We start from the raw sequence: 22,118 nt of genomic DNA, 5'->3' as shown, positions 1-22,118 counted from the left end.
CCGATATGCAGGCACGTGCGGACGTGCCGGTCGCATCCAGTACTGAAGAGCAAGTCGCCTTCCTCGGGCTGCGGTTGCCCGGACGACCTGGCGTGACTCCACCCTCACAGCGTGACGGCCGGTGAACAAGTGCCACCCTGCTGCATGTTCTCGCAATTGCAGGAACCTGCACCGGCGCTCCGGCGTGTGCGCTTGCGGTCCGCCGGCGACCGCCGCGAAAGCGCAGGTCAGCGAGGTGGGGCCGGGGATTCTCCGACCGTCCGGCCGGTAGGCCGCGGAGTCGCGTGTTCCGGAAACCCGGCCGGTTCCCGCGCGGCGGACCACGCGGCCCACCGTCACCCGCGGACCGCACCCGCGGACCGGGCTCAGCGGGCCAGCAGCCGCCCGCCGGCCAGCGCGGCGGCCGTACCGCCCGCCGCGAGCGCCCAGCCGGCCAGCAGCAGGGCGAAGAGCCCGGCGGCGAGCCAGGTGAATCCGGCGAACCCGGTGTGCCGGGCGAGCGCGGCCGCCCCGGTGACGCAGGTGCCGACCGGGAAGGTGAACGCCCACCAGGTCATCGCGAACCCCATCCCGGCCCGCCGGGCGCGCAGGTTGGCCACCACGGCGAGCGGCAGCCAGAGCATCGCGGCGCCGAGCACGGCCACCCCGAACAGTTCGGCCAGGGCGAGCGCGGTGGGCGCCAGGCCGGGCAGCAGCGGGCCGGCGGCGTCGGCGATCTGGTGGACGGCGGTGGTGGACTGGCCGAGCGGGCCGAGCACCAGGAACAGCGACGGGGTGAGCGCCAGGGCCGGCAGCTTGCTGTGCACCAGGCCGGTGAGCACCACCGGCAGCACCGCCAGGGTGGCCAGCAGGCCGATCCCGAACAGCGCCGCACAGCCGTACAGCAGCGCCTCGCGGGCGGTGCCGGCCGGCAGGTGCGGGACGAGCGCCGGGCCGGTGGCGGAGGCGACCAGCGGGGCGACCACGGGCAGCAGCCAGGTCGGGTTGGCGGCGAGCGGGGAGACGGTGTGCCGGGTGATCATCAGGTACGGGATGCCGGCCGCGACGGCGAGCGCGTACAGCGTGCCGGCCGTCCAGAGCGCGAGGTCGAGCGCGACGGCCGGGCCGGTGCCGATGACCCGGGAGCCCACGGTCAGGGTGCCGAGGCCGACCGAGAGCAGCGCCATCGGCGGGCAGCCGTAGAAGACGGCGGTGGCCGGGTCGTCCAGCAGGTGCGCGCGGGCGGCCGCGCGGTGCCGGGTGAGGTGGACGCCGCGGGCGGCGCCGATCAGCAGCAGGCCGGCCAGCCCGAGCGCCCACATCAGCTCGGCGAAGCCGGTCAGCCCGGGCCACCGGACCGGCAGCGCGGCGGCGCCGTTGGCGATGATCGCGGTGCCCATGACCACCGCGTACCAGTTCGGGCCGAGCTGGGCGAGGTCGAGGCGGCGGAGCCGGGCGGACGGCCGCGGGCGGGCGTCGGGGGCGGTGCTGAGCAAGGTGGCCATGCCACCCACCGTCGCCCGCGGCGGCCGGTGCCGGTAGCGCCGCGCACTCTATGAGGGCATAGCCTGAGTCTATGGCCCTCTCTCCGCGCGTCCCCGAACTCGGTGCGCTGGAGCTACTGCTCGCGGTGGCCCGGCTCGGCAGCGTCGGCCGGGCGGCCGCCGAGCTCGGGGTGAGCCAGCCGACCGCGAGCGCCCGGATCAAGGGCATGGAACGGCAGATCGGCGTCCCGCTGCTGGAGCGCTCCCCGCGCGGCTCCCGGCCCACCGAGGCGGGCCGGCTGGTGGTCGAGTGGGCGCGGCAGGTGGTGGAGGCGGCGCAGGCGCTGGACGCCGGGATCGACGCGCTGCGCGAGCGCCGGGACGCCCGGCTGACCGTGGTGGCCAGCCTGACCGTCGCCGAGTACCTGATGCCGGGCTGGCTGCTGGCGCTGCACGCGGTCAGCCCGGGGTTGGCGGTGACGCTGCGCACCGCCAACTCGGCGGACGTGGCCGGCCACGTCCTGGCGGGGGACGCGGACCTCGGCTTCGTCGAGGGGCCGCTGCCCCCGGCCGGGCTGGCGGGCGCGGTGGTGGCGGCCGACCGGCTGGTGGTCGTGGTGGCGCCGGACCATCCGTGGGCGCGGCGCCGTTCGCCGCTGTCCGGGCGGGAGCTGGCGGCGACCCCGCTGGTGCTGCGCGAACCGGGCTCGGGGACCAGGGAGGTGCTGGAGATGGCGCTGGCGCCGTTCGGGGGCACCACCACACCGCGGCTGGAGCTGGCCTCCTCGACGGCGCTCAAGGCGGCGGCGATGACCGGGGCCGGGCCGGTCTGCCTGAGCGAGCTGGCGGTGGTGGAGGAGCTGGCGACCCGTCGGCTGGTGGCGGTGGGGCTGGCGGAGGAGCTGGACCTGCGACGGCCGCTGCGGGCGGTCTGGCCGGCCGGACAGCGGCCGACCGGCCCGGCCCGGGAGCTGCTGGCGCTGACCCGGCGGACGGCCGGGACCCACCAGGCGAGGATGGCGCAGGCGCGCGCCCTCCCACCGCGGACGGACCGCAAGCCCGCCGGACCGGCCGAACGCCCCGCGTTGCGGACCCGACCCGACCGTTCATCCAAAAGTTGAGCGGAATAGACTCAACTTAGTGCATGCTGTAGACGGCAGACATCACGCACGACGAGGGAGGACCCCCCAGCAGTGGACGCCAGCAAGTTCACCACCAAGACGCAGGACGCCCTGTCCGCCGCGATCCGGCAGGCGGGCGCCGTCGGCAACCCGGACGTCAAGCCGGTGCACATCCTGATCGCCCTGCTGGAACAGCCCGAGGGCATCGCCAGGCCGCTGCTGGAGGCGGTCGGCGCGGACGTGTCCCGGATCGACGCCGAGGCCCGCCGCCAGCTCACCGGACTGCCCAGCGCCTCGGGCGCCACCGTCGCCGCGCCGCAGCTGGCCCGCGACACCCTGGCCGTGCTGACCGAGGCCGGCAAGCGCGCCGACGACCTCGACGACCAGTACGTCTCCACCGAGCACCTGCTGGTCGGCCTGGCCGCCGAGGGCGGGGCGGTCGCCGAGCTGCTGGTGCAGCAGGGCGCCACCCCGAAGGCGCTGCTCGCCGCCTTCAAGGACGTCCGGGGCAGCGGCCGGGTCACCTCGCCGGACCCCGAGGGCACCTACAAGGCGCTGGAGAAGTACGGCACCGACCTCACCCAGGCCGCCCGGGACGGCAAGCTCGACCCGGTGATCGGCCGGGACCAGGAGATCCGCCGGGTGGTCCAGGTGCTCTCCCGCCGGACCAAGAACAACCCGGTGCTGATCGGCGAGCCCGGCGTCGGCAAGACCGCCGTCGTCGAGGGCCTGGCCCAGCGGATCGTGGCCGGCGACGTGCCGGAGTCGCTGCGCGGCAAGCGCCTGGTCGCCCTGGACCTCGGTGCGATGGTGGCCGGTGCCAAGTACCGCGGCGAGTTCGAGGAGCGGCTGAAGGCCGTCCTCAACGACATCAAGCAGAGCGACGGCCAGGTCGTCACCTTCATCGACGAGCTGCACACCATGGTCGGCGCGGGTGCCGGCGGCGACTCCGCGATGGACGCCGGCAACATGCTCAAGCCGATGCTGGCCCGCGGCGAGCTGCGGATGGTCGGCGCCACCACCCTGGACGAGTACCGCGAGCGGATCGAGAAGGACCCGGCCCTGGAGCGCCGCTTCCAGCAGGTGCTGGTCGGCGAGCCCAGCGTCGAGGACTCCATCGCCATCCTGCGCGGCCTCAAGGGCCGCTACGAGGCGCACCACAAGGTGCAGATCGCGGACGCCGCCCTGGTCGCCGCAGCCACCCTCTCCAACCGGTACATCACCTCCCGCTTCCTGCCCGACAAGGCGATCGACCTGGTCGACGAGGCGGCCTCCCGGCTGCGGATGGAGATCGACTCCTCCCCGGTCGAGATCGACGAACTCCAGCGCGCCGTCGACCGGTTGCGGATGGAGGAGCTGGCCCTGGAGAAGGAGTCGGACCCGGCCTCGGTCGACCGGCTGGCCCGGCTGCGCCGCGATCTCGCCGACAAGAACGAGCAGTTGAGCGTGCTCACGGCCCGCTGGGAGCAGGAGAAGAAGAGCCTGAACCGGGTCGGCGAGCTCAAGGAGCGGCTGGACGACCTGCACGGCACCCTCGAACGCGCCCAGCGGGACGGCGACTTCGAGCGCGCGTCCAAGCTGATGTACGCCGAGATCCCGGCCGCCGAGAAGGAGCTCGCCGACGCCCAGGAGCGCGCCGCCGGCGAGGACACCTCCGCCTCGATGGTCAAGGAGGAGGTCGGCCCGGACGACGTGGCCGATGTGGTGGCCTCCTGGACGGGCATCCCGGCCGGCCGGCTGATGGAGGGCGAGAGCGCCAAACTCCTGCGCATGGAGGAGGAGTTGGGCCGCCGCCTGATCGGCCAGTCGGAGGCCGTGCAGGCCGTCTCGGACGCCGTGCGGCGCACCCGCTCGGGCATCGCCGACCCGGACCGCCCGACCGGCTCGTTCCTCTTCCTCGGCCCGACCGGCGTCGGCAAGACCGAGCTCGCCAAGGCGCTGGCCGACTTCCTCTTCGACGACGAGCGGGCGATGGTCCGCATCGACATGAGCGAGTACGGCGAGAAGCACTCGGTCTCCCGGCTGGTCGGCGCCCCGCCCGGGTACGTCGGCTACGAGGAGGGCGGCCAGCTCACCGAGGCGGTCCGCCGCCGCCCGTACAGCGTGGTGCTGCTGGACGAGGTGGAGAAGGCCCACCCCGAGGTCTTCGACGTGCTGCTGCAGGTGCTCGACGACGGCCGGCTCACCGACGGCCAGGGCCGCACCGTGGACTTCCGCAACGCGATCCTGATCCTCACCTCCAACCTGGGCAGTCAGTTCCTGGTGGACCCGACCACCCCGGAGGAGCGGAAGAAGGACCTCGTGCTGGAGTCAGTGCGGGCCGCCTTCAAGCCGGAGTTCCTCAACCGGCTCGACGACATCGTGGTCTTCGACCCGCTGGGCACCGCCGAGCTGACCCGGATCGTCGACCTCCAGATCGCCCGGCTGGGCGACCGGCTGCGCGACCGCCGGCTCACCCTGGAGGTCTCCGCGGCGGCCCGGGACTGGCTGGCGCTCACCGGCTACGACCCCGCCTACGGCGCCCGGCCGCTGCGCCGGCTGGTGCAGTCCGCGATCGGCGACCAGCTGGCCCGGGCGATCCTCGCGGGCCAGGTGCACGACGGCGACACCGTGCTGGTCGAGCGGGACGAGGAGGGCGACCGCCTCACCGTCCGTGCCCGTGGGCCGCTGGAGAAGTAGCCGCCCGTCACGACCGGAACGATCATGGCCCGCCCCCGGAATTCACGGGGGCGGGCCTTGATCCGGCCATGCCCCTCCCGGTGGCTGCCACCCCTGTGAGGCGAGCCCCGGATGAGGCAGGATGGACTCGGAAGGGCGGCCTCTCATTGCCGACCACCATGTGCACTGAGGAAGAGGACCCCATGAGCATCGACCCGTCGTCCATCCCGTCGTTCGGCATGCCCCAGGGCGGCCAGCCCGGAGGCCAGGGCGGGCGTCCGGCCGGCCCGCCGCCGATCATCGTCCCGGACCAGAACCTGGTCGGACAGCTCCTCGACCAGATGCAGCTCAAGCACGGCGTGGACGAGGAGGGCGACCTCACCGCCCCCTGGGAGGGCTTCCGCGTCTACTACATGTTCCGCGGCGAGCAGAAGGAGCTCTTCGCGGTCCGGGCGTTCTACGACCGCCCGTACCCGCTGGAGAAGAAGGGCGAGATCCTCGACCTGATCGACGAGTGGAACCGTGAGACCCTCTGGCCGAAGGTCTACACCCACACCCACGAGGACGGCGTGGTCCGCCTGATCGGCGAGGCCCAGATGATCGTCGGCACCGGCGTCAACCTGGACTACTTCGTCACCACCACCGCCAACTGGACCCAGGCCGCCGTGGGCTTCGAGCAGTGGATCGTCGAGCGCCTCGGCCTGCAGGACGACATCGAGGGCGAGGACGGCGAGGGCAAGCCGTCCGACGGCACCGACCGGAACTGACCCCCGGGGAGTCTCCGACTCCCCCGTACGGCCCGCCACCGGCATCCCGGTGGCGGGCCGCGCTCGTTCCCGCACGCCCGCCGCGGTCACCAGCGGCGGCGCCGCCGGCGGTACCGGTGGAGCAGCAGGCACAGGCCGGCGAGGACGAGGGCCGCGAGCCCGGCGGTCACGGGGGTCGGGAGGTCCCCCGACCCGGCGGCCGAGGCCTCGACGGCTCCGGCACCGTCCGGCTCCGCCGGGAAGGTGACGGTGACCCGGGTGGTGTGCTCGGCCGTTCCGCCGCGCAGCGTGAGCTCCGCGGTCCACGGCCCGTCCGGCAGCCCCTTGTCCAGCTGGACGACCGCCTCCCCGACGTCACCCGGAGCGAGCGTGGTGCCCGTCCTGACCGGGAAGGGCCCGGCACGCAGTCCGCCCGGACCGTTGACCAGGGAGAGCGTCCCGCCGATGTCCAGCGCGCGGCCCCCCGTGTTGCGGACCCGGGCGTGGACCTCCCCCCGCCCGTCGCGGGCCTTGGCGGGACGGAGCCGCTCGATCGCGAAGTCCACGGGCGGCTCACCACCGGGACCGACGTCGACGTACATGCGGACCCCGACCCGGCCCAGGATCGTCAGGTTCTGCGAGCGGTCCGGGGGGTCGGCCGTCTGGGCCCAGATGACGCCGTACCGCTCCCCCGCGGCGGCCTCCTTGGGCACCCGGACGGTGGCCTGCACCCGCGCCGTCCCGGAGGGCTCCAGCTGGAGCTCCGTCCTCTCCAGCGACGTCCAGCCGGTCAGCTCGTTGGGGGTGCGGTCCGGCGCGAAGGCGAACTGCCCCTTCGCGACGGCGGCCGCCCCGGCGTAGAGGCTGACGCGCATCGGCGCCGAGGACTCGTTGGAGACCTCCACCCGCCGCTCGATGGTCGATCCCGGGGCGACGTGGTCGACGATGTACGCCTGCGCCCTGGGATCGTCACGGCGGTCCTCCGGAGCGTCGAGCAGTCTGATGCCGATGGTCCTCGCGGCGGCCTTCCCGGCGGCACCCGGCCGCGGGGAGGGCGTCCCGGGTGTGCCGTCCGCCGTCGCCGGCAGCACCGCGACCGCCTGGACGACGGCCAGCACCGACAGCAGGACCCAGTACCGGCGCGCACCCCTCGTCCGGTCAGGCAACGGACTGGGTCAGCGTTCCGGTGTAGAGCCCGCCGACGGCACTGGCGGGCACGCTGACGGTGACCGTCGGGTCCCAGGTCGCCGTGTTGTCGCCGATGCCGGCCGACCCGGTGACCACCGTCTGCGGGGAGTTGGTCAGCGTCACGCTGGTCGTGGTGACGGTGATGACGCCGGTCGTCGTCACCGTCCCGGCCGTGTAGGTCGCGTCGGTGGCGGGAATCGTGGACGGGCCGTTGGCGAAGTCCGTCTCCGATGCCGTGACCGTCCAGGAGGCCGAGAGCAGGGCCCGGTTGTCGACGACGGTCACCGGACCGATCGGCGCGCTGATCTGGGTGCCGGGCGCTCCCGAACCGAGGGCGGCGCTGACCGGCACCGACATCGTCAGCGCGCCGGAGGTGACGACGAAGGTGAGCGTGGTGCTGGGGTCGGAGGCCGCGACGGCCAGGCCCGGCTGGACCACCACGAGGGCGGCGGCCGCGGCCGCGACGGAAAGTGTTCGTAAACGCACAGTGACTCCCGGAGACAGCCGCCCAACGGCGGACCAGCAGGTTGACGTGATGTCAGGCAAACCGGCGCGGACCGTTCCCGCAAGGCGGGGGCCGCCGCGCTGCGCCGGAGGAATGCCGCGTTTCAGCCGGAAAGCCCGCCGGCCGGACCGGACCGGCGGCCCGAGAGCTTGTCCGCGCCCCGCAGCCGTCGGAGGATTGGCCCGACCACAATCTGTGAGGAGCCGTGATGGGTGCGAGGCCGCTGTTGAACCGCCGGCTGGCGGGCATGGGAACGACGATCTTCGCGGAGATGTCCGCCCTGGCCACGGCCACCGGCTCGATCAACCTCGGCCAGGGGTTCCCGGACACCGACGGCCCCGAGGAGGTCCGCGAGGCCGCCGTCCGGGCCCTGCGCGAGGGGCGCGGCAACCAGTACCCGCCCGGCCCCGGCGTCCCCGAGCTGCGGCAGGCGATCGCCGGGCACCAGCTGCGCCGCTACGGCCTCGGGTACGACCCGGACACCGAGGTGCTGGTCACCGCCGGCGCCACCGAGGCCATCGCCGCCGCCCTGCTCGCGCTGCTGGAGCCGGGCGACGAGGTGATCGCGTTCGAGCCCTTCTACGACTCCTACGCCGCCTGCATCGCCATGGCGGGCGCCGTCCGCGTGCCGCTCACCCTGCGCACGCCCGCCTTCCGCCCGGACCTCGACGAGCTGCGCGCCCTGGTCACCCCGCGCACCCGGCTGCTGCTGCTCAACTCCCCGCACAACCCGACCGGCCTCGTCCTCACCCCCGACGAGCTCACCGCCATCGCCGAACTCGCCGTCGAGCACGATCTGCTGGTGGTCACCGACGAGGTCTACGAGCACCTGGTGTTCACCGGCGCCCACCACCCGGTCGCCGCCCTGCCCGGCATGCGCGAGCGCACCGTCTCCATCTCCTCGGCCGGCAAGACCTTCTCCTTCACCGGCTGGAAGGTCGGCTGGGTGACCGGCACCCCCGAGCTGGTCGCCGCCGTCCGCACCGCCAAGCAGTACCTCACCTACGTCAGCGCCGGCCCCTTCCAGTACGCCGTCGCCGAGGCCCTGAACCTGCCCGACGGCTACTTCGAGGACCTGCGCGCCGATCTGCGGCACAAGCGCGACCTGCTCGCCGCGGGTCTCACCGCCGCCGGTTTCCGGGTCTTCCGGCCCGAGGGCACCTACTTCATCACCACCGACATCACCCCGCTGGGCGAGAAGGACGGCATCGCCTTCTGCCGCACCCTCCCCGAGCGCTGCGGCGTCGTCGCCATCCCCAACGCCGTCTTCTACGACGACGTCGAGGCCGGACGCCCCCTGGTCCGCTTCACCTTCTGCAAGCAGACCGCCGTCCTGGAGGAGGCGGTCGACCGGCTCTCCCGACTGTCCCGCCCCTGACCCATCGGCGGAACCTCTCGCACGTCCTGACGATTCGTCAATTCGCGCGATGGACAGCGGCTTTGCAGCCTCCCGGGCAATTCGTGCCGCCCCCGGGACACGGCGTGCCCCGGGACGGGGAGGGTGGGGGCGTGCAGGACGCGCGGGCGGCGTGTGGACGGCGCACACGGCGCGTGGGCCGGGGTGAGGGGCGCGCGCTGTGCATAGTCGCACACCGGGTCGATCAGAGCAGGGAAGCAGATGTGCTCGAAACGGTGAATGCTTGACAAAGTTGGGTAAATCACCGACGGACCCGGCGTATTCGTGCTTCTCTGCTGCTGAATCTCCAGCCGGAATCCTTCCTTCCACGGTCGGCCGCGCCCTGGACCGCACAGCGCCGAACAGCCTCGCCCTTGCCTAGGCCTACTCGCTGCTGCTCGGCGGGCACGCACGGAGCTGAAACGCGGAGCCGAACATGCTCACCACTTTGCAGACCTCCTACACGGACACCCGCGCGGGTGACCTGGCCTGGTGCCTGGGCGGCGACCCGCTGCCCGCCCTCGCGGTCCGCGACCTGAGACTCGACGTCCCCGGCCACCCCGGCCCGCCCGGCACCCTCCAGCTGCGCCTGCTGGGCGCCTCCCACCAGGTGGTGATCGCCGCCGGGCCGGGCCACTGCCTGGAGACCGTCGCCTGCCTGCCCGGCCGCCGCACGCCGCTGCCCGCCCGGGTGGCCAAACAGGTGGACGGCTGGGAGTACGAGTTCGCCGCCCGGATCGAGGCGCTGCCGCCGCACGACTTCGCGGCCCGCGCACAGGAGTTGCTGGCCCTGGTCGAGGGGCATCCGCGCGGCCTGGCCGGCGTCTTCCCCGGCGACCCCAGCGCCTTCACCGCGCTGGTCGCCCAGGGCGGCGCGGACCGGCTGCTCTGGCGCACCTGGCACGCCTATCCACAGGAGGGGCAGCTGGTCTGCACCCGCTCCTCGCTGGTGGTGTCCCGGTGACCGAGGCCGACGAGCCGTCCATAACCCGGCCCACCGGCCTGGCATTCGCACGCAGGAACGATTCGTCAACCTGTCGTACCGCGCTGTCCGTCGAATGGGCGCAGCCGTCCGTCCCGCACGTCGCCTAGCGTTTGTTCGTGATCAATCATCCGGCCGGTCCGCCGCCCGCACAGCCGAGCCTCGACCTCGACGACGGCAGTCCGCCCCGGCCCGGGCGGAGCCTGACCCCGCTGCCCGCCCGCCGCCGCTCCCGGCTGCGCGCCCGCCCCGAGCTGGCCCGGCTGGTGGTCCTGCTGGCCGCGTTCGTCTGCGCGGCCTGCGGGCTCGTCTACGAGCTCGAACTCGTCGCCCTCGGCGACTATCTGCTCGGGGACTCGGTCACCCAAACCTCGGTCGTGCTCTCCGTCATGGTGTTCGCGATGGGCCTCGGCTCACTGCTCGCCAAACGGTTCACCTGCCGGCCGGCCACCGCCTTCGCCCTGGTCGAGTGCGCGCTCGCGCTCACCGGTGGCCTCTCCGTCCTGGCGATCTACTCCTGCTGGGCCTGGATCGGCCACCACCAGGCCGTGATGGTCGGGCTGACCTGCCTCATCGGCGTCCTCATCGGCGCCGAGATCCCGCTGCTGATGACCCTCATCCAGCGGATCCGCCGGGAGGACGCCGGCCACGCCGCGGCCGACCTGTTCGCCGCGGACTACGTCGGCGCGCTGATCGGCGGACTCGCCTTCCCGTTCCTCATCCTGCCGCTGCTCGGCCCCGGCAGCGGCGCGCTGCTCACCGGCGCGGTCAACGCCGTTGCCGGGGCCGCGGTGGTGCTCTGGCTCTTCCGCGAGGAACCGGCACCCCGGGTGCGGCGGCTGCTCTGGGGCGGCTGCGGGCTCGTCCTCGCACTGCTCGCCGCGGCCGCCGCCTGGTCCGGCGCGGTCGAACGCGCCGCCCGGCAGGCCCTGTACGGCGGGCAGGTCCGCGCCGTCAGCCAGGGCCGGTACCAGGAGATCGTGCTCACCGGCCCCGCCGAGGGACCGCTGCGGCTCTACCTCGACGGCCGGCTCGCGGTCTGCGGGCCCGACGAGTACCGGGGCAGCGAGGGCCTCGTCCACCCGGCGATGGCCGCCGGGCCGGACGCCCGGGTGCTGCTGCTCGGCGGCGGCGACGGGCTGGCCCTGCGGGAGGTGCTGCGGCACCGCGGGGTGCGCTCCGTGCTGCTGGTCGACCGCGACCCGGCGCTCCCCCGGCTCGCCCGCACCGACCCCGGCCTCGCCGCGCTCTCCGGCCGCTCGCTGGACGACCCCCGGGTCCGCATCGTCCAGGCGGACCCACTGGAGTGGCTGCGCACCGTCCGCCCCGCCCCCGGCGAGTCCTTCGACGTCGTCCTCGCCGACCTGCCGGCGCCCGCCGACGGCGGGCCGGTGACGTTCCACTCCCAGGAGTTCTACGGCCTCGCCACCCGGCTGCTCGCCCCCGGCGGGCGGCTCGCCGTCCGCGCCGGCGACGAGCAGCACGGGCGGCAGGGCCTGTGGCAGGCGGAGTCGGGACTGCGGGCCGCCGGGCTGCGGACCGTGCCGTACGCGGTCGCCGGCAGCGCGACCGCCGGCTGCCGTCCGGGGCCGGAGGGCAGCCAGAGCTTCCTGCTCGCCGCGGCCGCCCAACCGCCGCTCACCCTCTCCCCCGACGCCCCGCCGCCCCGCGCCCTCACCGCGGACGACCTGCGCGCCTCCGCCGCCCGCCTCACCGCCCTCCGCCCCCTCCACCCACCCGCCGCCCTCACCCTCCTCGGCCCGCACTGACCCGGGCGGGAGCGGGCCCGCCGGGAGAGCCGGCGAGGCCGGACGAGTACGCCGCGCCCTGGCCGGGGGCGGCGGGCAACCGGAGGGACGCCCCGGGTGACCCACCGGTCCGGGGACAGCCCGGGGCCGCGGGGCCGGGGGACCGCACACGGTGGCCCCCCGACCGACAGCAGGCCGACACGCCAAGCGCAGCACGGGCGAGTGCGCCCGGGGCCGCCGGGGCCGTCCGCGCCGTGCGGCGGCGGCACGTCGGCCGGGGCGGGTCGGCCGGGGTTCGGGGGTGGGAACGACCCGCCCGGGGTTGGGGTGCGGCGGAGGCAGGTAGGGGACAGGGCGGGGCCGGAAGGGGGTTCGGTCGGTAGGCTCCGTGACATGGAGCATGAGGTTGTCGTCCCGATCCCGGCCGGGCAGGTCCGGCAGGCCCTGCAGGATCCGGCGCTGCTGGCGCGTTCCGTGCCGGGGCTGAGCACCGAACCGGCTGCCGTCGGCAGTGGCGGGGCGGAGGAGATCAGCGGGCGGTTGAAGCTGCGGATCGGTGCCTCCACCATCACCTACAAGGGCGTGCTGTCGCTGATCGAGGGCCGCGAGGGCGTGCTGACCGCGTTCGCCGAGGGGCAGGAGGCGCGCGGCAGCGGCGAGGCCACCGCGACCGTCCGGATCAGCGTCACCGAGGGCGCCGGGGAGGGGACCGCGGTGGTCCGCTTCACCGGTGACCTGAGCGCCACCGGGCGGCTCACCGAGTTCGACGGGGAGACGCTCGCCGCGGCCGGCCGCCGGTTGCTGGACCGTTTCACCGCCGCCCTGACCTCCCTGGACGACGAGGCCGACGCCGAGATCGACGCCGAGGCCGACACCGACACCCAGGGCGACACCGACGGCGAGGGCGACCAGGACGCCACCGCGGCGGAGCAGGACACCGCCGCGGAGGCCACCGTGGTGTTCCTGGAGGACCGCCAGGAGGACCGCGAGGACGAGCCCGGCGACGACCTCGACGACGACCTCTCCGACCTCATCGCCTTCTCCGACGCCGACGCCGAGCGCTTCGGCCTCCCGCTCGGGAACGCCGGCGAGGACGCCGACGACGTCGACGAGCCCGCCGCGGCCGCCGGAGCCGAGGAGCCCGCCGCCGCGGCCGAGGACGAGGTGTCCGCCGAGCTCCCCGCCGAGCTGCCGTTCGGCTACGAGCAGGAGCCGGTGCTCGGCGGCCCGGTGCGGCGCAGCATCGTCGGCCGCTCCGCCGAGGAGGTCGACCACGCCCCGCCGCGCGGCCCGTACGCGCCGGCCCTGCCGGCCCGCAGCGCCCGGGCCCGGGCGGCCACCCGCTGGGGCGGGGACGCCGGCGGCATCGTGGTGCCGGGAACCGGCGGCCGCAGCGCGGTGCCGTGGGTGATCGCCGGCGGCGGGGTGGCCCTGCTCGGCGGCGCGGTGGTGCTGGTCAGGGCCCTGCGGCGGCGCTAGCGTCCCGTTCACCCCCTAGACTGGACGCTCATGAGCAACGACCGCGACGCCCTGCTGGCACAGATCAAGGACAAGGCCGTCGTCCACGGCAAGGTCACCCTCTCCTCCGGCAAGGAGGCCGACTACTACGTCGACCTGCGCCGGATCACGCTGGACGGCCAGGCCGCTCCGCTGGTCGGCCGGGTGATGCTGGACGCCACCGCCCACCTGGAGTACGACGCCGTCGGCGGGCTGACCCTGGGCGCCGACCCGGTCGCCGCCGCGATGCTGCACGCCGCCGCCGCGCGCGACCGTGAGCTGGACGCGTTCGTGGTCCGCAAGGCCGGCAAGGCGCACGGTCTGCAGCGCCGGATCGAGGGCCCGGAGGTCAAGGGCCGCCGGGTGCTGGCCGTCGAGGACACCTCCACCACCGGCGGCTCGGTGCTGACCGCCGTCGAGGCGCTGCGCGAGGCGGGCGCCGAGGTGGTCGGCGTCGCGGTGATCGTCGAGCGTGGCGGCGCCGCCGCGGTCGAGGCCCAGGGCCTGCCGTACGTCACCGCGTACACCCTGGAGGACCTGGGCCTCTGAGCCCGCCGCTCCTCCCCCGCACGGCGAACGGCCGGGGCCGGTGTGTTTCACGTGGAACACACCGGCCCCGGCCGTTGTGCGGAACGGGGACGGGCTCAGTCGCGCCGGTGCCGGCCGCCACCGGCCTGGACGGCCTCGCCGCCCTCGGCGGCCTGCGCGCCACCGGCCTTCTTCTTCTTGCGCTCGCGCAGCACCTCGAAGATCATCGGCGAGATCGAGAGCAGCACGATCAGCAGCACCGCCGGGATCAGGTACTTGTCGATCACCGGGGCGAGCGCGTCACCGAAGAAGTAGCCGATCAGCAGCATCGACTCGGTCCACAGCACGCCGCCGACCACGTTCCAGAGGAAGAAGGTCCTGGCCGGCATGTCCAGGGTGCCCGCGACCGGGTTGAGGAAGGTCCGGACGATCGGCATGAAGCGGGCGAGCACGACGGCCTTGCCGGGGCCGAACCGGTTGAAGTACTCCTCGGCCTTCAGCACGTACTCGCGCTTGAAGATCTTCGATTCCGGCTTGTCGAACATCCTCGGTCCGACCTTCACGCCGATCTGGTGCCCGAGCTGGGCACCGGCGACGGCCGCGACCGGGGCTCCGATCAACAGGGTCGCGAGCGGCAGCCGCGCACCGTCGCCGAGCACCGACGAGGCGGCGCTGGAGGAGGCCACGCCGGCGATGATGAGCAGCGAGTCACCCGGGAAGAAGAACCCGACCAGGAGGCCGGTCTCCGCGAAGATGATCGCGATCAGCCCGATGGCACCGAGGGACGAGATCAGTGATTTGGCGTCGAGCAGATTGACGGCCAGCTGGTTGTAGTCCACACGGCGCAGGATAGCGGTCCCGTCTTTTCCGGGGCTTCGCCCCCGGGGTCGAGCGCGCGCTCATCCTTTCGTCGCACCTCTTCTCCGACCCCCCGGGGAGCGCGGCGGGCCCGCCGTCCCGACAGGCGGGCCGCATGGTGGAGCCGGTGGGCATTCTGGGAAGATGGCACCGGCGTCCGGCCCGCAGTGGCGAACACCCTCATCGCCGCACCGCGGCCGCTGCCTCGAACCTTGGTACCGGTCCGCCGCACCGCAGAGCCGCGCACCGGCCCCGGTACCCCGGAGTCGTCACCAGGCGTACACAGCGTCGGACAGCACCGTCCGTGCGCCGCACACCCGACAGGAGCGGATTCGCATGCCCATCGCAACTCCCGAGGTCTACAATGAGATGCTGGACCGGGCCAAGGCGGGCAAGTTCGCCTACCCGGCGATCAACGTGACCTCGTCGCAGACCCTGCACGCCGCGCTCCGCGGCTTCGCCGAGGCCGAGAGTGACGGCATCATCCAGATCTCGACCGGCGGCGCGGAGTTCCTGGGCGGCCAGCACAACAAGGACATGGTGACCGGCGCCGTCGCGCTCGCCGAGTTCGCGCACATCGTCGCCGCCAAGTACGACGTCACCGTCGCGCTGCACACCGACCACTGCCCGAAGGACAAGCTGGACGGCTACGTCCGCCCGCTGCTGGCGGTCTCCGCCGAGCGCGTGGCCAAGGGCCAGAACCCGCTCTTCCAGTCGCACATGTGGGACGGCTCCGCCGAGACCCTGAGCGACAACCTGGCGATCGCCCAGGAGCTGCTCGCCCAGGCCGCCGCCGCCAAGATCATCCTTGAGGTCGAGATCACCCCGACCGGCGGCGAGGAGGACGGTGTCACGCACGAGATCAACGACGAGCTGTACACCACCGTCAACGACGCCGTCCGCACCGCCGAGGCGCTGGGCCTGGGCGAGAAGGGCCGCTACCTGCTGGCCGCCTCCTTCGGCAACGTGCACGGCGTCTACAAGCCGGGCAACGTCGTGCTGAAGCCGGAGCTGCTGCGCGAGCTGCAGGACGCGATCGGCAAGCAGTACGGCAAGACCGACCCGTTCGACTTCGTCTTCCACGGCGGCTCCGGCTCCAGCGCCGAGGAGATCGCCACCGCGCTGGAGAACGGCGTCGTGAAGATGAACCTGGACACCGACACCCAGTACGCCTTCACCCGCCCGGTGGCCGGCCACATGTTCGCCAACTACGACGGCGTGCTGAAGGTCGACGGCGAGGTCGGCAAGAAGAACACCTACGACCCGCGCACCTGGGGCAAGCTGGCCGAGGCCGGCATGGCCGCCCGCGTGGTCGAGGCCGCCCAGCAGCTGCGCTCGGCCGGCAACCGCCTGAAGTGAGGCCCGCACCTCGAACGAGGTGAACGAGGTCCTGCGTCCGTGCCCCCCGGTGGTTCACTGGGGGGCATGACCATTCACGAGAACCTCCTCGGGGGTCCGCCCCCGACGCACCTGCCCGCCGAGCCCGCTCCGCTGGAGCTGCTGGCCGGCGGCGCCTCCCCGGCCGAGGTCGCGGCGAAGTTCCCGACCTCCTCGTTGGCCTGGGCCCAGCTCGCCGACGACGCCTACACGGCCGGCCGGGTCGTGGAGTCCTACGCCTACGCCCGCACCGGCTACCACCGCGGGCTGGACGCGCTGCGGCGCAGCGGCTGGAAGGGCCACGGCCCGGTGCCGTGGGAGCACGAGCCGAACCGCGGCTTCCTGCGGGCGCTGCACGCGCTCGGCCGGGCCGCGGCCGCGATCGAGGAGAAGGAGGAGGCGGAGCGCTGCCTGCAGTTCCTGCGGGACAGCTCGCCGACCGCCGCCGCCACGCTGGGCTGACCCCCGGCCCCGGTGGCCGGACCGCCGCCGACGCCGTCCCCTGGTGCCCCGACGGGCAGCCGGGGGCGGCGTCGGCCGTTCCGCGCGTGCCCCGGGGTCCGTGGACAGCCACCGCTCCGCCGTGCCAGGGTGAACCCGCGAGGGGGCGCGCACATCAGTTCGAGGGTTCGCGACCCCACCGGTCGACAGAGAGCCCCCAGCGTGCCCGCACCCAGACCCGCCCGCCGGCCCCGTACCGCGACGGCCTCCCCGCGCCGTCGGCGCCCGCCGCGCCGCCGGCTCGGACCCGGCATGCTCACCGCCCTGGTCACCGCGGTGGTGATCCTCGGCGGCACGCTCTTCGTCCTGAACCACCCGGACGCGCTGCCGGACGCCGGCCGGACCGCTCCGGCCCGGATCGCCCCGCCCGAGGGCGCCCCGGCGCCGGCCACCGCCGCCCCGCCGCCGTCCGGGACCCCGACGGCCCCGGCCGCCACGACTCCCGCGCCGACGTCCCCCGGCCCCTCCCCCACCCCGCAGCCGAGCGGCTCGGAGGGCGCCCCCGCCCAGGGCACCGGTACCTTCACCCTCGCCCGCGGCTCCGCCGACCCGGTCGGCCACGGCCGGATCCGCCGCTACCGGGTCGAGGTCGAGAACGGCATCGGCATCGACGCCGCCGCCTCCGCCACCCAGATCCAGGGCATCCTGGCCGACCGGCGCGGCTGGACCAACGACCGGAGGAACGGCTTCCAGCTGGTCGCCGACGGCGACTACGACTTCACCGTGAAGATCGCCTCCCCCGCCACCGTCGACCGGATCTGCGGCGCCGCCGGGCTCGACACCCGCGGTGAGGTGAACTGCAACGTCGGCGACCAGGTGCTGGTCAACGTCAAGCGCTGGACCACCGGCTCACCCCAGTTCGACGGCCCGATCGACGAGTACCGGGCGCTGGTGGTCAACCACGAGGTCGGCCACCGGATCGGCCACGGCCACGAGTCCTGCCCCGGCCCCGGCAAGCCCGCACCGGCGATGATGCAGCAGATCTACGGGCTCAAGGGCTGCAAGCCCAACGCCTGGCCGTACGGCACCGACGGCCACTACCTGGGCGGACCGTCGGTGCCCTGAACCGGCTTGCCCGGGCGTCCTGGCTCAGCCGAGCAGCGGCAGGTGGGCCCGCAGGTCGCTGCGCTCGCCGCTCGCGGACAGCGCAGCGCCCTCGGCGGCGTCCGCCCAGCCGGTGCGGCCGGTGGCCAGCCGGATCCAGGTCAGCGGGTCGGTCTCGACCACGTTCGGCGGGGTGCCCCGGGTGTGCCGCGGCCCCTCGACGGCCTGCACCACCGCGTACGGCGGCACCCGCAGCTCGACCGCGCCGCCGGGCACCCGCTCGGCGAAGGCGTCGGCGAGCATCCGGGTGACGGCAGCCACCGCCTGCCGGTCGTGCGGGAAGGGCTCGGGGCCGAGCGCCTCGGCCAGGTCGTCGGCGTGCACCACCGTCTCGACCAGCCGGGTCACCAGGAACTCGGTGAGCGGCATCGAGCCGAGCCGGATCTCGAACCGCCGGGCCGGATCGGCCGTCTCGGGCCGCCGCAGGGCGGCCAGCAGCGCCTCCACGGCCCGGTCGAAGGCCGCCGCCACCGAGGCCGGGTCACCGGCGAACTCCTCCGCCGTCCGCGCCCTGGCCTGCTCGTCGAGCAGCGGGGCGAGCGCGCCGAGCCGGGCGGTCCACTGCGGCAGGTCCAGCGGCGGCCGGCCCTCCAGCGGATCGTCGAGGTGCGCGGGCAGCCAGGCGATCTGGACGGCGAGGTGCGCCAGCAGCTCGCGCACCCGCCACTCCCCCAGCCGGGTCGGGCGGTCCAGCTCGGCGGCGGTCAGCAGGTGGACGGCGGCGCGCAGGGCCTCGCTCTGCGCCGACAGCGCGGCCCGCACCTTGGCGGGCTGGTAGGTACGGGACTTGGCAGGCATGGCCCCCAACATACGCCCGGGGGCGTGCTCGAACACTCAGCCCAGCAGGGCCTCGATGACGCCGGTGTGGGCGTCCTTCAGCTCCGCCAGCGAGACGGTGAACTGGTCCTGGACGTCCAGGGCGTCGCCGTCGACCACACCGATCCGGGTGGCCGGCAGGCCCCGCGCGGTGCACATGTCGTTGAACCGGAGCTCCTCGCTGCGCGGCACCGCCACCACGGCGCGGCCGGCCGACTCGGAGAACAGGAACACGAACGGGTCGATGCCCTCGGGCACGACGATCCGCGCGCCGCGGCCGCCCTTGAGGCAGCTCTCCACCAGGGCCTGACCCAGGCCGCCGTCGGACAGGTCGTGCGCGGCGTCGATCATGCCGTCGCGCGAACCGGAGATCAGGATCTCGCCGAGCAGCCGCTCGCGCTCCAGGTCGACCTTGGGCGGCAGGCCGCCCAGGTGCTCGTGGACCGCCTGCGACCAGGCCGAGCCACCCAGCTCGTCCGCGGTGTCGCCGAGCAGGTAGAGCAGCTGCCCCTCCTCGGCGAAGGCCACCGGGGTGCGGCGGGTGACGTCGTCGATGACGCCGAGCACCGCGACCACCGGGGTCGGGTGGATGGCGACCTCGCCGGTCTGGTTGTACAGCGAGACGTTGCCGCCGGTCACCGGGGTGCCGAGGGTCAGGCAGGCGTCGGCCAGACCGCGGGTGGCCTCGGCGAACTGCCACATCACGTCCGGGTCCTCGGGGGAGCCGAAGTTGAGGCAGTCGGAGACCGCGAGCGGCTTGGCACCGCCGGCCGCGACGTTGCGGTACGCCTCGGCGAGGGCCAGCTGGGCACCGGTGTACGGGTCCAGCTTGGTGAAGCGGCCGTTGCCGTCGGTGGCGACCGAGACGCCGAGGTTGGTCTCGTCGTCGATCCGGATCATGCCCGAGTCCTCGCCGTGCGAGAGCACGGTGTTGCCGAGCACGTAGCGGTCGTACTGGTCGGTGATCCAGGACTTGGAGGCCTGGTTCGGGTGCGAGGCGACCTTCAGCAGGTCGGCCTTGAGGCCCTCACCGGTGGTCGGGCGGGCCAGCCGCTCCGCGGTCGGGGCGTCGGCCTGCAGCGCGTCCTGCCAGCTCGGGCGGGCGTACGGACGCTGGTAGGTCGGGCCCTCGTGGGCGACGGTGCGCGGCGGCACGTCCACCACGAGCTCGCCCTGCCAGAAGATCTCCAGCCGCTCGCCGTCGGTGACCTCACCGATGACGTTCGCGATGACGTCCCACTTCTCGCAGATCTCCAGGAAGCGGGCGACCTTCTCGGGCTCGACGATGGCGCACATGCGCTCCTGCGACTCGCTCATGAGGATCTCCTCCGGCGAGAGCGTGTGGTCGCGCAGGTGCACGGTGTCGAGGTCGATCCGCATGCCGCCGGAGCCGGCCGAGGCCAGCTCGGAGGTGGCGCAGGACAGACCGGCGCCGCCGAGGTCCTGGATGCCCTTGACGAGCTTCTCGCGGAAGATCTCCAGGGTGCACTCGATGAGGAGCTTCTCCTGGAACGGGTCGCCGACCTGGACCGCCGGGCGCTTGGCCGGCTTGCTGTCGTCGAAGGTCTCGGAGGCGAGCACCGAGACGCCGCCGATGCCGTCGCCGCCGGTGCGGGCCCCGTACAGGATGACCTTGTTGCCGGCGCCCGAGGCCTGCGCGAGGTGGATGTCCTCGTGCTTCATGACGCCCACGCACAGCGCGTTGACCAGCGGGTTGCCCTGGTAGCAGGAGTCGAAGACGACCTCGCCGCCGATGTTCGGCAGGCCCAGGCAGTTGCCGTAGCCGCCGATGCCCGCGACGATCCCGGGCAGCACGCGCCGGGTGTCCGGGTGGTCGGCCGCGCCGAACCGCAGCGGGTCCATCACGGCGACCGGACGGGCGCCCATCGCCAGGATGTCGCGGACGATGCCGCCGATGCCGGTGGCCGCGCCCTGGTAGGGCTCGATGTACGACGGGTGGTTGTGCGACTCGACCTTGAAGGTGACCGCGTAGCCCTGGCCGACGTCGACCACACCGGCGTTCTCGCCGATGCCGACGAGCATCGCGTCCGTCTCGGGCTTCTTCTCGCCGAACTGCTTCAGGTGGGTCTTGGAGCTCTTGTACGAACAGTGCTCGGACCACATGACCGAGTACATCGCGAGTTCCGCGCCGGTCGGGCGGCGGCCGAGAATCTCCCGGATGCGCGCGTACTCGTCCTCCTTGAGGCCGAGCTCGGCCCACGGCTGGGCGGCGTCCGGGGTCTGCTCGGCGTTCTTGACGGTGTCGAGGCTCATCAGGCGTTCACCAGCTGCTTCAGGACGGAAGTGAAGAAGCCCAGGCCCTCGGTGGTGGGACCGGTGAGCGGCTCCACGGCGTGCTCGGGGTGCGGCATCAGGCCGACGACATTGCCGGCCGCGTTGGTGATGCCGGCGATGTCGCGGTACGAACCGTTGGGGTTGACGTCGAGGTAGCGGGCGACCACCCGGCCCTCGGCCTCCAGCTCGTCCAGGACGTGCTGGTCGGCGACGAAGCGGCCCTCGCCGTTCTTCAGCGGCACGACGATTTCCTGGCCGACCGCGTAATCGCGGGTCCAGGCGGTGCCGTTGTTCTCGATCCGCAGCTTCTGGTCGCGGCAGATGAAGTGCAGCGAGTCGTTGCGGGTGAGCGCGCCGGGCAGCAGGTGCGATTCGCACAGCACCTGGAAGCCGTTGCAGATACCGAGAACCGGCATTCCCGCCCTGGCCTGCTCGATGATGGTGTCCATCACCGGCGAGAAGCGGGAGATCGCACCGCAGCGCAGATAGTCGCCGTAACTGAATCCGCCCGGCAGGACGACCGCGTCGACCTGGTGGAGATCCTTGTCACGGTGCCAGAGGGCGACCGGCTCGGCGCCGGCGAGGCGGACCGCGCGCTGGGCGTCGCGGTCGTCGAGGGAGCCGGGGAAAGTGACGACGCCGACGCGGGTGGTCACTTGCCCTCCTCCTCGACGCGGACCGTGAAGTCCTCGATCACGGTGTTGGCGAGAAAGGTCTCGGCGGCTTCGCGGATACGGGCGAGCGCGGCGTCGTCGACCGGGCCCTCCAGCTCCAGCTCGAAACGCTTGCCCTGGCGGACGTCGGCGATCCCGGTGAATCCGAGACGGGGCAGTGCGCGCTGCACCGCCTGTCCCTGGGGGTCGAGGATCTCCGGCTTGAGCATGACGTCGACTACGACGCGTGCCACTGGCACTCCCGGTGGTGTCTTCGTGAGGCGGGGGAACTCCAGACTACAAGGGGTTTCGGGCGGGATTGCTGGCCGGGCGTAGCGACGCGCGTAGACTCACGCCCCTTACGCGGCAAGGCCTCCATCGGCCCGGGGCCCCCCGCCGCACGCCCCTTTTCGGCGGATTCCGCGGCCGCCGCGGGAACGGCCGAAGAGCACCCGAATACCGGCACTCCGGACAGATCGGCCAGCCGAGTGCGCCCGGTATCCGGCACCCCGGCGAAGACACGTGAATATCCGGAAAAGAAAGCCGGACTCTTCGATTTCTCCCCGCTTCGGGTGCAGAATAGGGCCACCTGCCGCGGTGAGTGCTGCGTATCCGGCACGGCCATCCGGCCTGCCCGTATGCACTTGCGCGAGTGGTGCACATCAGGCCCGGGAGCGCACCC

At 73.6% G+C, this 22,118-nt stretch carries 19 protein-coding genes; 11 read left to right on the top strand and 8 right to left on the bottom strand.

Annotated elements, in window-relative coordinates; genetic code table 11:
- Positions 1-365 precede the first annotated feature (365 nt).
- Positions 366-1,484, bottom strand: coding sequence for a TDT family transporter (locus ACFVVU_RS07470; RefSeq protein WP_380687843.1), 1,119 nt, complete (start codon positions 1,482-1,484; stop codon positions 366-368).
- Between the two features lie 71 nt (positions 1,485-1,555).
- Between ACFVVU_RS07470 and ACFVVU_RS07465 the strand changes: the two genes are divergently transcribed.
- The 3 genes from ACFVVU_RS07465 to ACFVVU_RS07455 all read left to right on the top strand — a co-directional run bounded on the left by ACFVVU_RS07465 (position 1,556) and on the right by ACFVVU_RS07455 (position 6,009).
- Entirely contained in the window at positions 1,556-2,584 is a 1,029-nt protein-coding gene (locus ACFVVU_RS07465; protein WP_387788675.1) for a LysR family transcriptional regulator, read from the top strand.
- 72 nt (positions 2,585-2,656) lie between these two features.
- Entirely contained in the window at positions 2,657-5,263 is a 2,607-nt protein-coding gene (clpB, locus tag ACFVVU_RS07460) for an ATP-dependent chaperone ClpB (RefSeq protein ID WP_380687847.1), read from the top strand.
- A gap of 182 nt (positions 5,264-5,445) precedes the next feature.
- The gene (locus ACFVVU_RS07455) at positions 5,446-6,009 is read left to right on the top strand and encodes a YbjN domain-containing protein (protein ID WP_387788674.1); all 564 of its coding nucleotides are present in this window, start codon (positions 5,446-5,448) and stop codon (positions 6,007-6,009) included.
- An 86-nt stretch (positions 6,010-6,095) separates the two neighbouring features.
- On the opposite strand, the gene ACFVVU_RS07450 is transcribed toward ACFVVU_RS07455, so the two are convergent.
- Both ACFVVU_RS07450 and ACFVVU_RS07445 read right to left on the bottom strand, forming a co-directional pair.
- Positions 6,096-7,154, bottom strand: coding sequence for a peptidase (locus tag ACFVVU_RS07450; protein WP_387788673.1), 1,059 nt, complete (start codon positions 7,152-7,154; stop codon positions 6,096-6,098).
- On the bottom strand, positions 7,147-7,662 hold the full coding sequence (locus ACFVVU_RS07445; RefSeq protein WP_380686766.1) for a hypothetical protein: 516 nt from the start codon (positions 7,660-7,662) through the stop codon (positions 7,147-7,149). The genes ACFVVU_RS07450 and ACFVVU_RS07445 overlap by 8 nt, the downstream gene beginning before the upstream one ends.
- A gap of 227 nt (positions 7,663-7,889) precedes the next feature.
- Here ACFVVU_RS07445 and ACFVVU_RS07440 point away from each other — a divergent pair, with 227 nt between their 5' ends.
- The 5 genes from ACFVVU_RS07440 to pyrE all read left to right on the top strand — a co-directional run bounded on the left by ACFVVU_RS07440 (position 7,890) and on the right by pyrE (position 13,853).
- Complete coding sequence (locus tag ACFVVU_RS07440; RefSeq protein ID WP_380686764.1) at positions 7,890-9,059, top strand: pyridoxal phosphate-dependent aminotransferase; 1,170 nt, start codon at positions 7,890-7,892, stop codon at positions 9,057-9,059.
- Positions 9,060-9,513: 454 nt separating this feature from the next.
- Positions 9,514-10,041: a DUF2617 family protein gene (locus ACFVVU_RS07435; protein WP_380686762.1), complete on the top strand. Its 528-nt coding sequence runs from the start codon at positions 9,514-9,516 to the stop codon at positions 10,039-10,041.
- 221 nt (positions 10,042-10,262) lie between these two features.
- Positions 10,263-11,828 carry a polyamine aminopropyltransferase gene (locus tag ACFVVU_RS07430; RefSeq protein WP_380686770.1) on the top strand — a complete coding sequence of 522 codons (1,566 nt, stop codon included), beginning with the start codon at positions 10,263-10,265 and terminating at the stop codon, positions 11,826-11,828.
- 372 nt (positions 11,829-12,200) lie between these two features.
- Positions 12,201-13,286 carry a hypothetical protein gene (locus ACFVVU_RS07425; protein ID WP_387788672.1) on the top strand — a complete coding sequence of 362 codons (1,086 nt, stop codon included), beginning with the start codon at positions 12,201-12,203 and terminating at the stop codon, positions 13,284-13,286.
- A gap of 30 nt (positions 13,287-13,316) precedes the next feature.
- Positions 13,317-13,853, top strand: coding sequence for an orotate phosphoribosyltransferase (pyrE, locus tag ACFVVU_RS07420; RefSeq protein ID WP_387788671.1), 537 nt, complete (start codon positions 13,317-13,319; stop codon positions 13,851-13,853).
- 95 nt (positions 13,854-13,948) lie between these two features.
- Here pyrE and ACFVVU_RS07415 read toward each other — a convergent pair whose 3' ends face one another.
- Positions 13,949-14,671, bottom strand: a complete 723-nt coding sequence (locus ACFVVU_RS07415) for a DedA family protein (RefSeq protein ID WP_380689890.1) — start codon at positions 14,669-14,671, stop codon at positions 13,949-13,951.
- Between the two features lie 355 nt (positions 14,672-15,026).
- Between ACFVVU_RS07415 and fbaA the strand changes: the two genes are divergently transcribed.
- The 3 genes from fbaA (at position 15,027) to ACFVVU_RS07400 (ending at position 17,633) form a co-directional block, all read left to right on the top strand.
- Positions 15,027-16,049, top strand: coding sequence for a class II fructose-bisphosphate aldolase (fbaA, locus tag ACFVVU_RS07410; RefSeq protein ID WP_380689888.1), 1,023 nt, complete (start codon positions 15,027-15,029; stop codon positions 16,047-16,049).
- Between the two features lie 66 nt (positions 16,050-16,115).
- On the top strand, positions 16,116-16,529 hold the full coding sequence (locus tag ACFVVU_RS07405; protein WP_380689886.1) for a DUF3151 domain-containing protein: 414 nt from the start codon (positions 16,116-16,118) through the stop codon (positions 16,527-16,529).
- 201 nt (positions 16,530-16,730) lie between these two features.
- Complete coding sequence (locus ACFVVU_RS07400; protein ID WP_387788670.1) at positions 16,731-17,633, top strand: DUF3152 domain-containing protein; 903 nt, start codon at positions 16,731-16,733, stop codon at positions 17,631-17,633.
- A 24-nt stretch (positions 17,634-17,657) separates the two neighbouring features.
- On the opposite strand, the gene ACFVVU_RS07395 is transcribed toward ACFVVU_RS07400, so the two are convergent.
- From ACFVVU_RS07395 to purS, 4 genes are read right to left on the bottom strand one after another with little or no spacing between them, the layout of a single operon-like run.
- Positions 17,658-18,470 carry a sterol carrier family protein gene (locus tag ACFVVU_RS07395; protein WP_387788669.1) on the bottom strand — a complete coding sequence of 271 codons (813 nt, stop codon included), beginning with the start codon at positions 18,468-18,470 and terminating at the stop codon, positions 17,658-17,660.
- Between the two features lie 36 nt (positions 18,471-18,506).
- A complete protein-coding gene (gene purL, locus ACFVVU_RS07390; RefSeq protein WP_387788668.1) occupies positions 18,507-20,762 on the bottom strand; it encodes a phosphoribosylformylglycinamidine synthase subunit PurL in 2,256 nt (751 codons plus the stop codon).
- Positions 20,762-21,439, bottom strand: coding sequence for a phosphoribosylformylglycinamidine synthase subunit PurQ (gene purQ, locus ACFVVU_RS07385; RefSeq protein WP_380684321.1), 678 nt, complete (start codon positions 21,437-21,439; stop codon positions 20,762-20,764). Before purQ ends, purL begins: the two co-directional genes overlap by 1 nt.
- Positions 21,436-21,690: a phosphoribosylformylglycinamidine synthase subunit PurS gene (gene purS / locus ACFVVU_RS07380; protein ID WP_030304493.1), complete on the bottom strand. Its 255-nt coding sequence runs from the start codon at positions 21,688-21,690 to the stop codon at positions 21,436-21,438. Before purS ends, purQ begins: the two co-directional genes overlap by 4 nt.
- Positions 21,691-22,118 lie beyond the last annotated feature (428 nt).

This window comes from Kitasatospora sp. NPDC057965 (assembly GCF_042887135.1).
In the GTDB taxonomy this organism is placed as follows: Bacteria; Actinomycetota; Actinomycetes; order Streptomycetales; family Streptomycetaceae; genus Kitasatospora.
The sequence above is the reverse complement of the archived record's forward strand: the minus strand, read 5'-3'. Positions and strand labels throughout refer to the sequence as shown.

Bases quoted from the DNA above. Each gene is read 5' to 3' on its own strand.
- ACFVVU_RS07470 (WP_380687843.1), bottom strand. From the start codon at position 1,484: ATGGCCACCTTGCTCAGCACCGCCCCCGACGCCCGCCCGCGGCCGTCC.
- ACFVVU_RS07465 (WP_387788675.1), top strand. From the start codon at position 1,556: ATGGCCCTCTCTCCGCGCGTCCCCGAACTCGGTGCGCTGGAGCTACTG.
- ACFVVU_RS07455 (WP_387788674.1), top strand. From the start codon at position 5,446: ATGAGCATCGACCCGTCGTCCATCCCGTCGTTCGGCATGCCCCAGGGC.
- ACFVVU_RS07440 (WP_380686764.1), top strand. From the start codon at position 7,890: ATGGGTGCGAGGCCGCTGTTGAACCGCCGGCTGGCGGGCATGGGAACG.
- ACFVVU_RS07435 (WP_380686762.1), top strand. From the start codon at position 9,514: ATGCTCACCACTTTGCAGACCTCCTACACGGACACCCGCGCGGGTGAC.
- ACFVVU_RS07425 (WP_387788672.1), top strand. From the start codon at position 12,201: ATGGAGCATGAGGTTGTCGTCCCGATCCCGGCCGGGCAGGTCCGGCAG.
- pyrE (WP_387788671.1), top strand. From the start codon at position 13,317: ATGAGCAACGACCGCGACGCCCTGCTGGCACAGATCAAGGACAAGGCC.
- fbaA (WP_380689888.1), top strand. From the start codon at position 15,027: ATGCCCATCGCAACTCCCGAGGTCTACAATGAGATGCTGGACCGGGCC.
- ACFVVU_RS07405 (WP_380689886.1), top strand. From the start codon at position 16,116: ATGACCATTCACGAGAACCTCCTCGGGGGTCCGCCCCCGACGCACCTG.
- ACFVVU_RS07395 (WP_387788669.1), bottom strand. From the start codon at position 18,470: ATGCCTGCCAAGTCCCGTACCTACCAGCCCGCCAAGGTGCGGGCCGCG.
- purL (WP_387788668.1), bottom strand. From the start codon at position 20,762: ATGAGCCTCGACACCGTCAAGAACGCCGAGCAGACCCCGGACGCCGCC.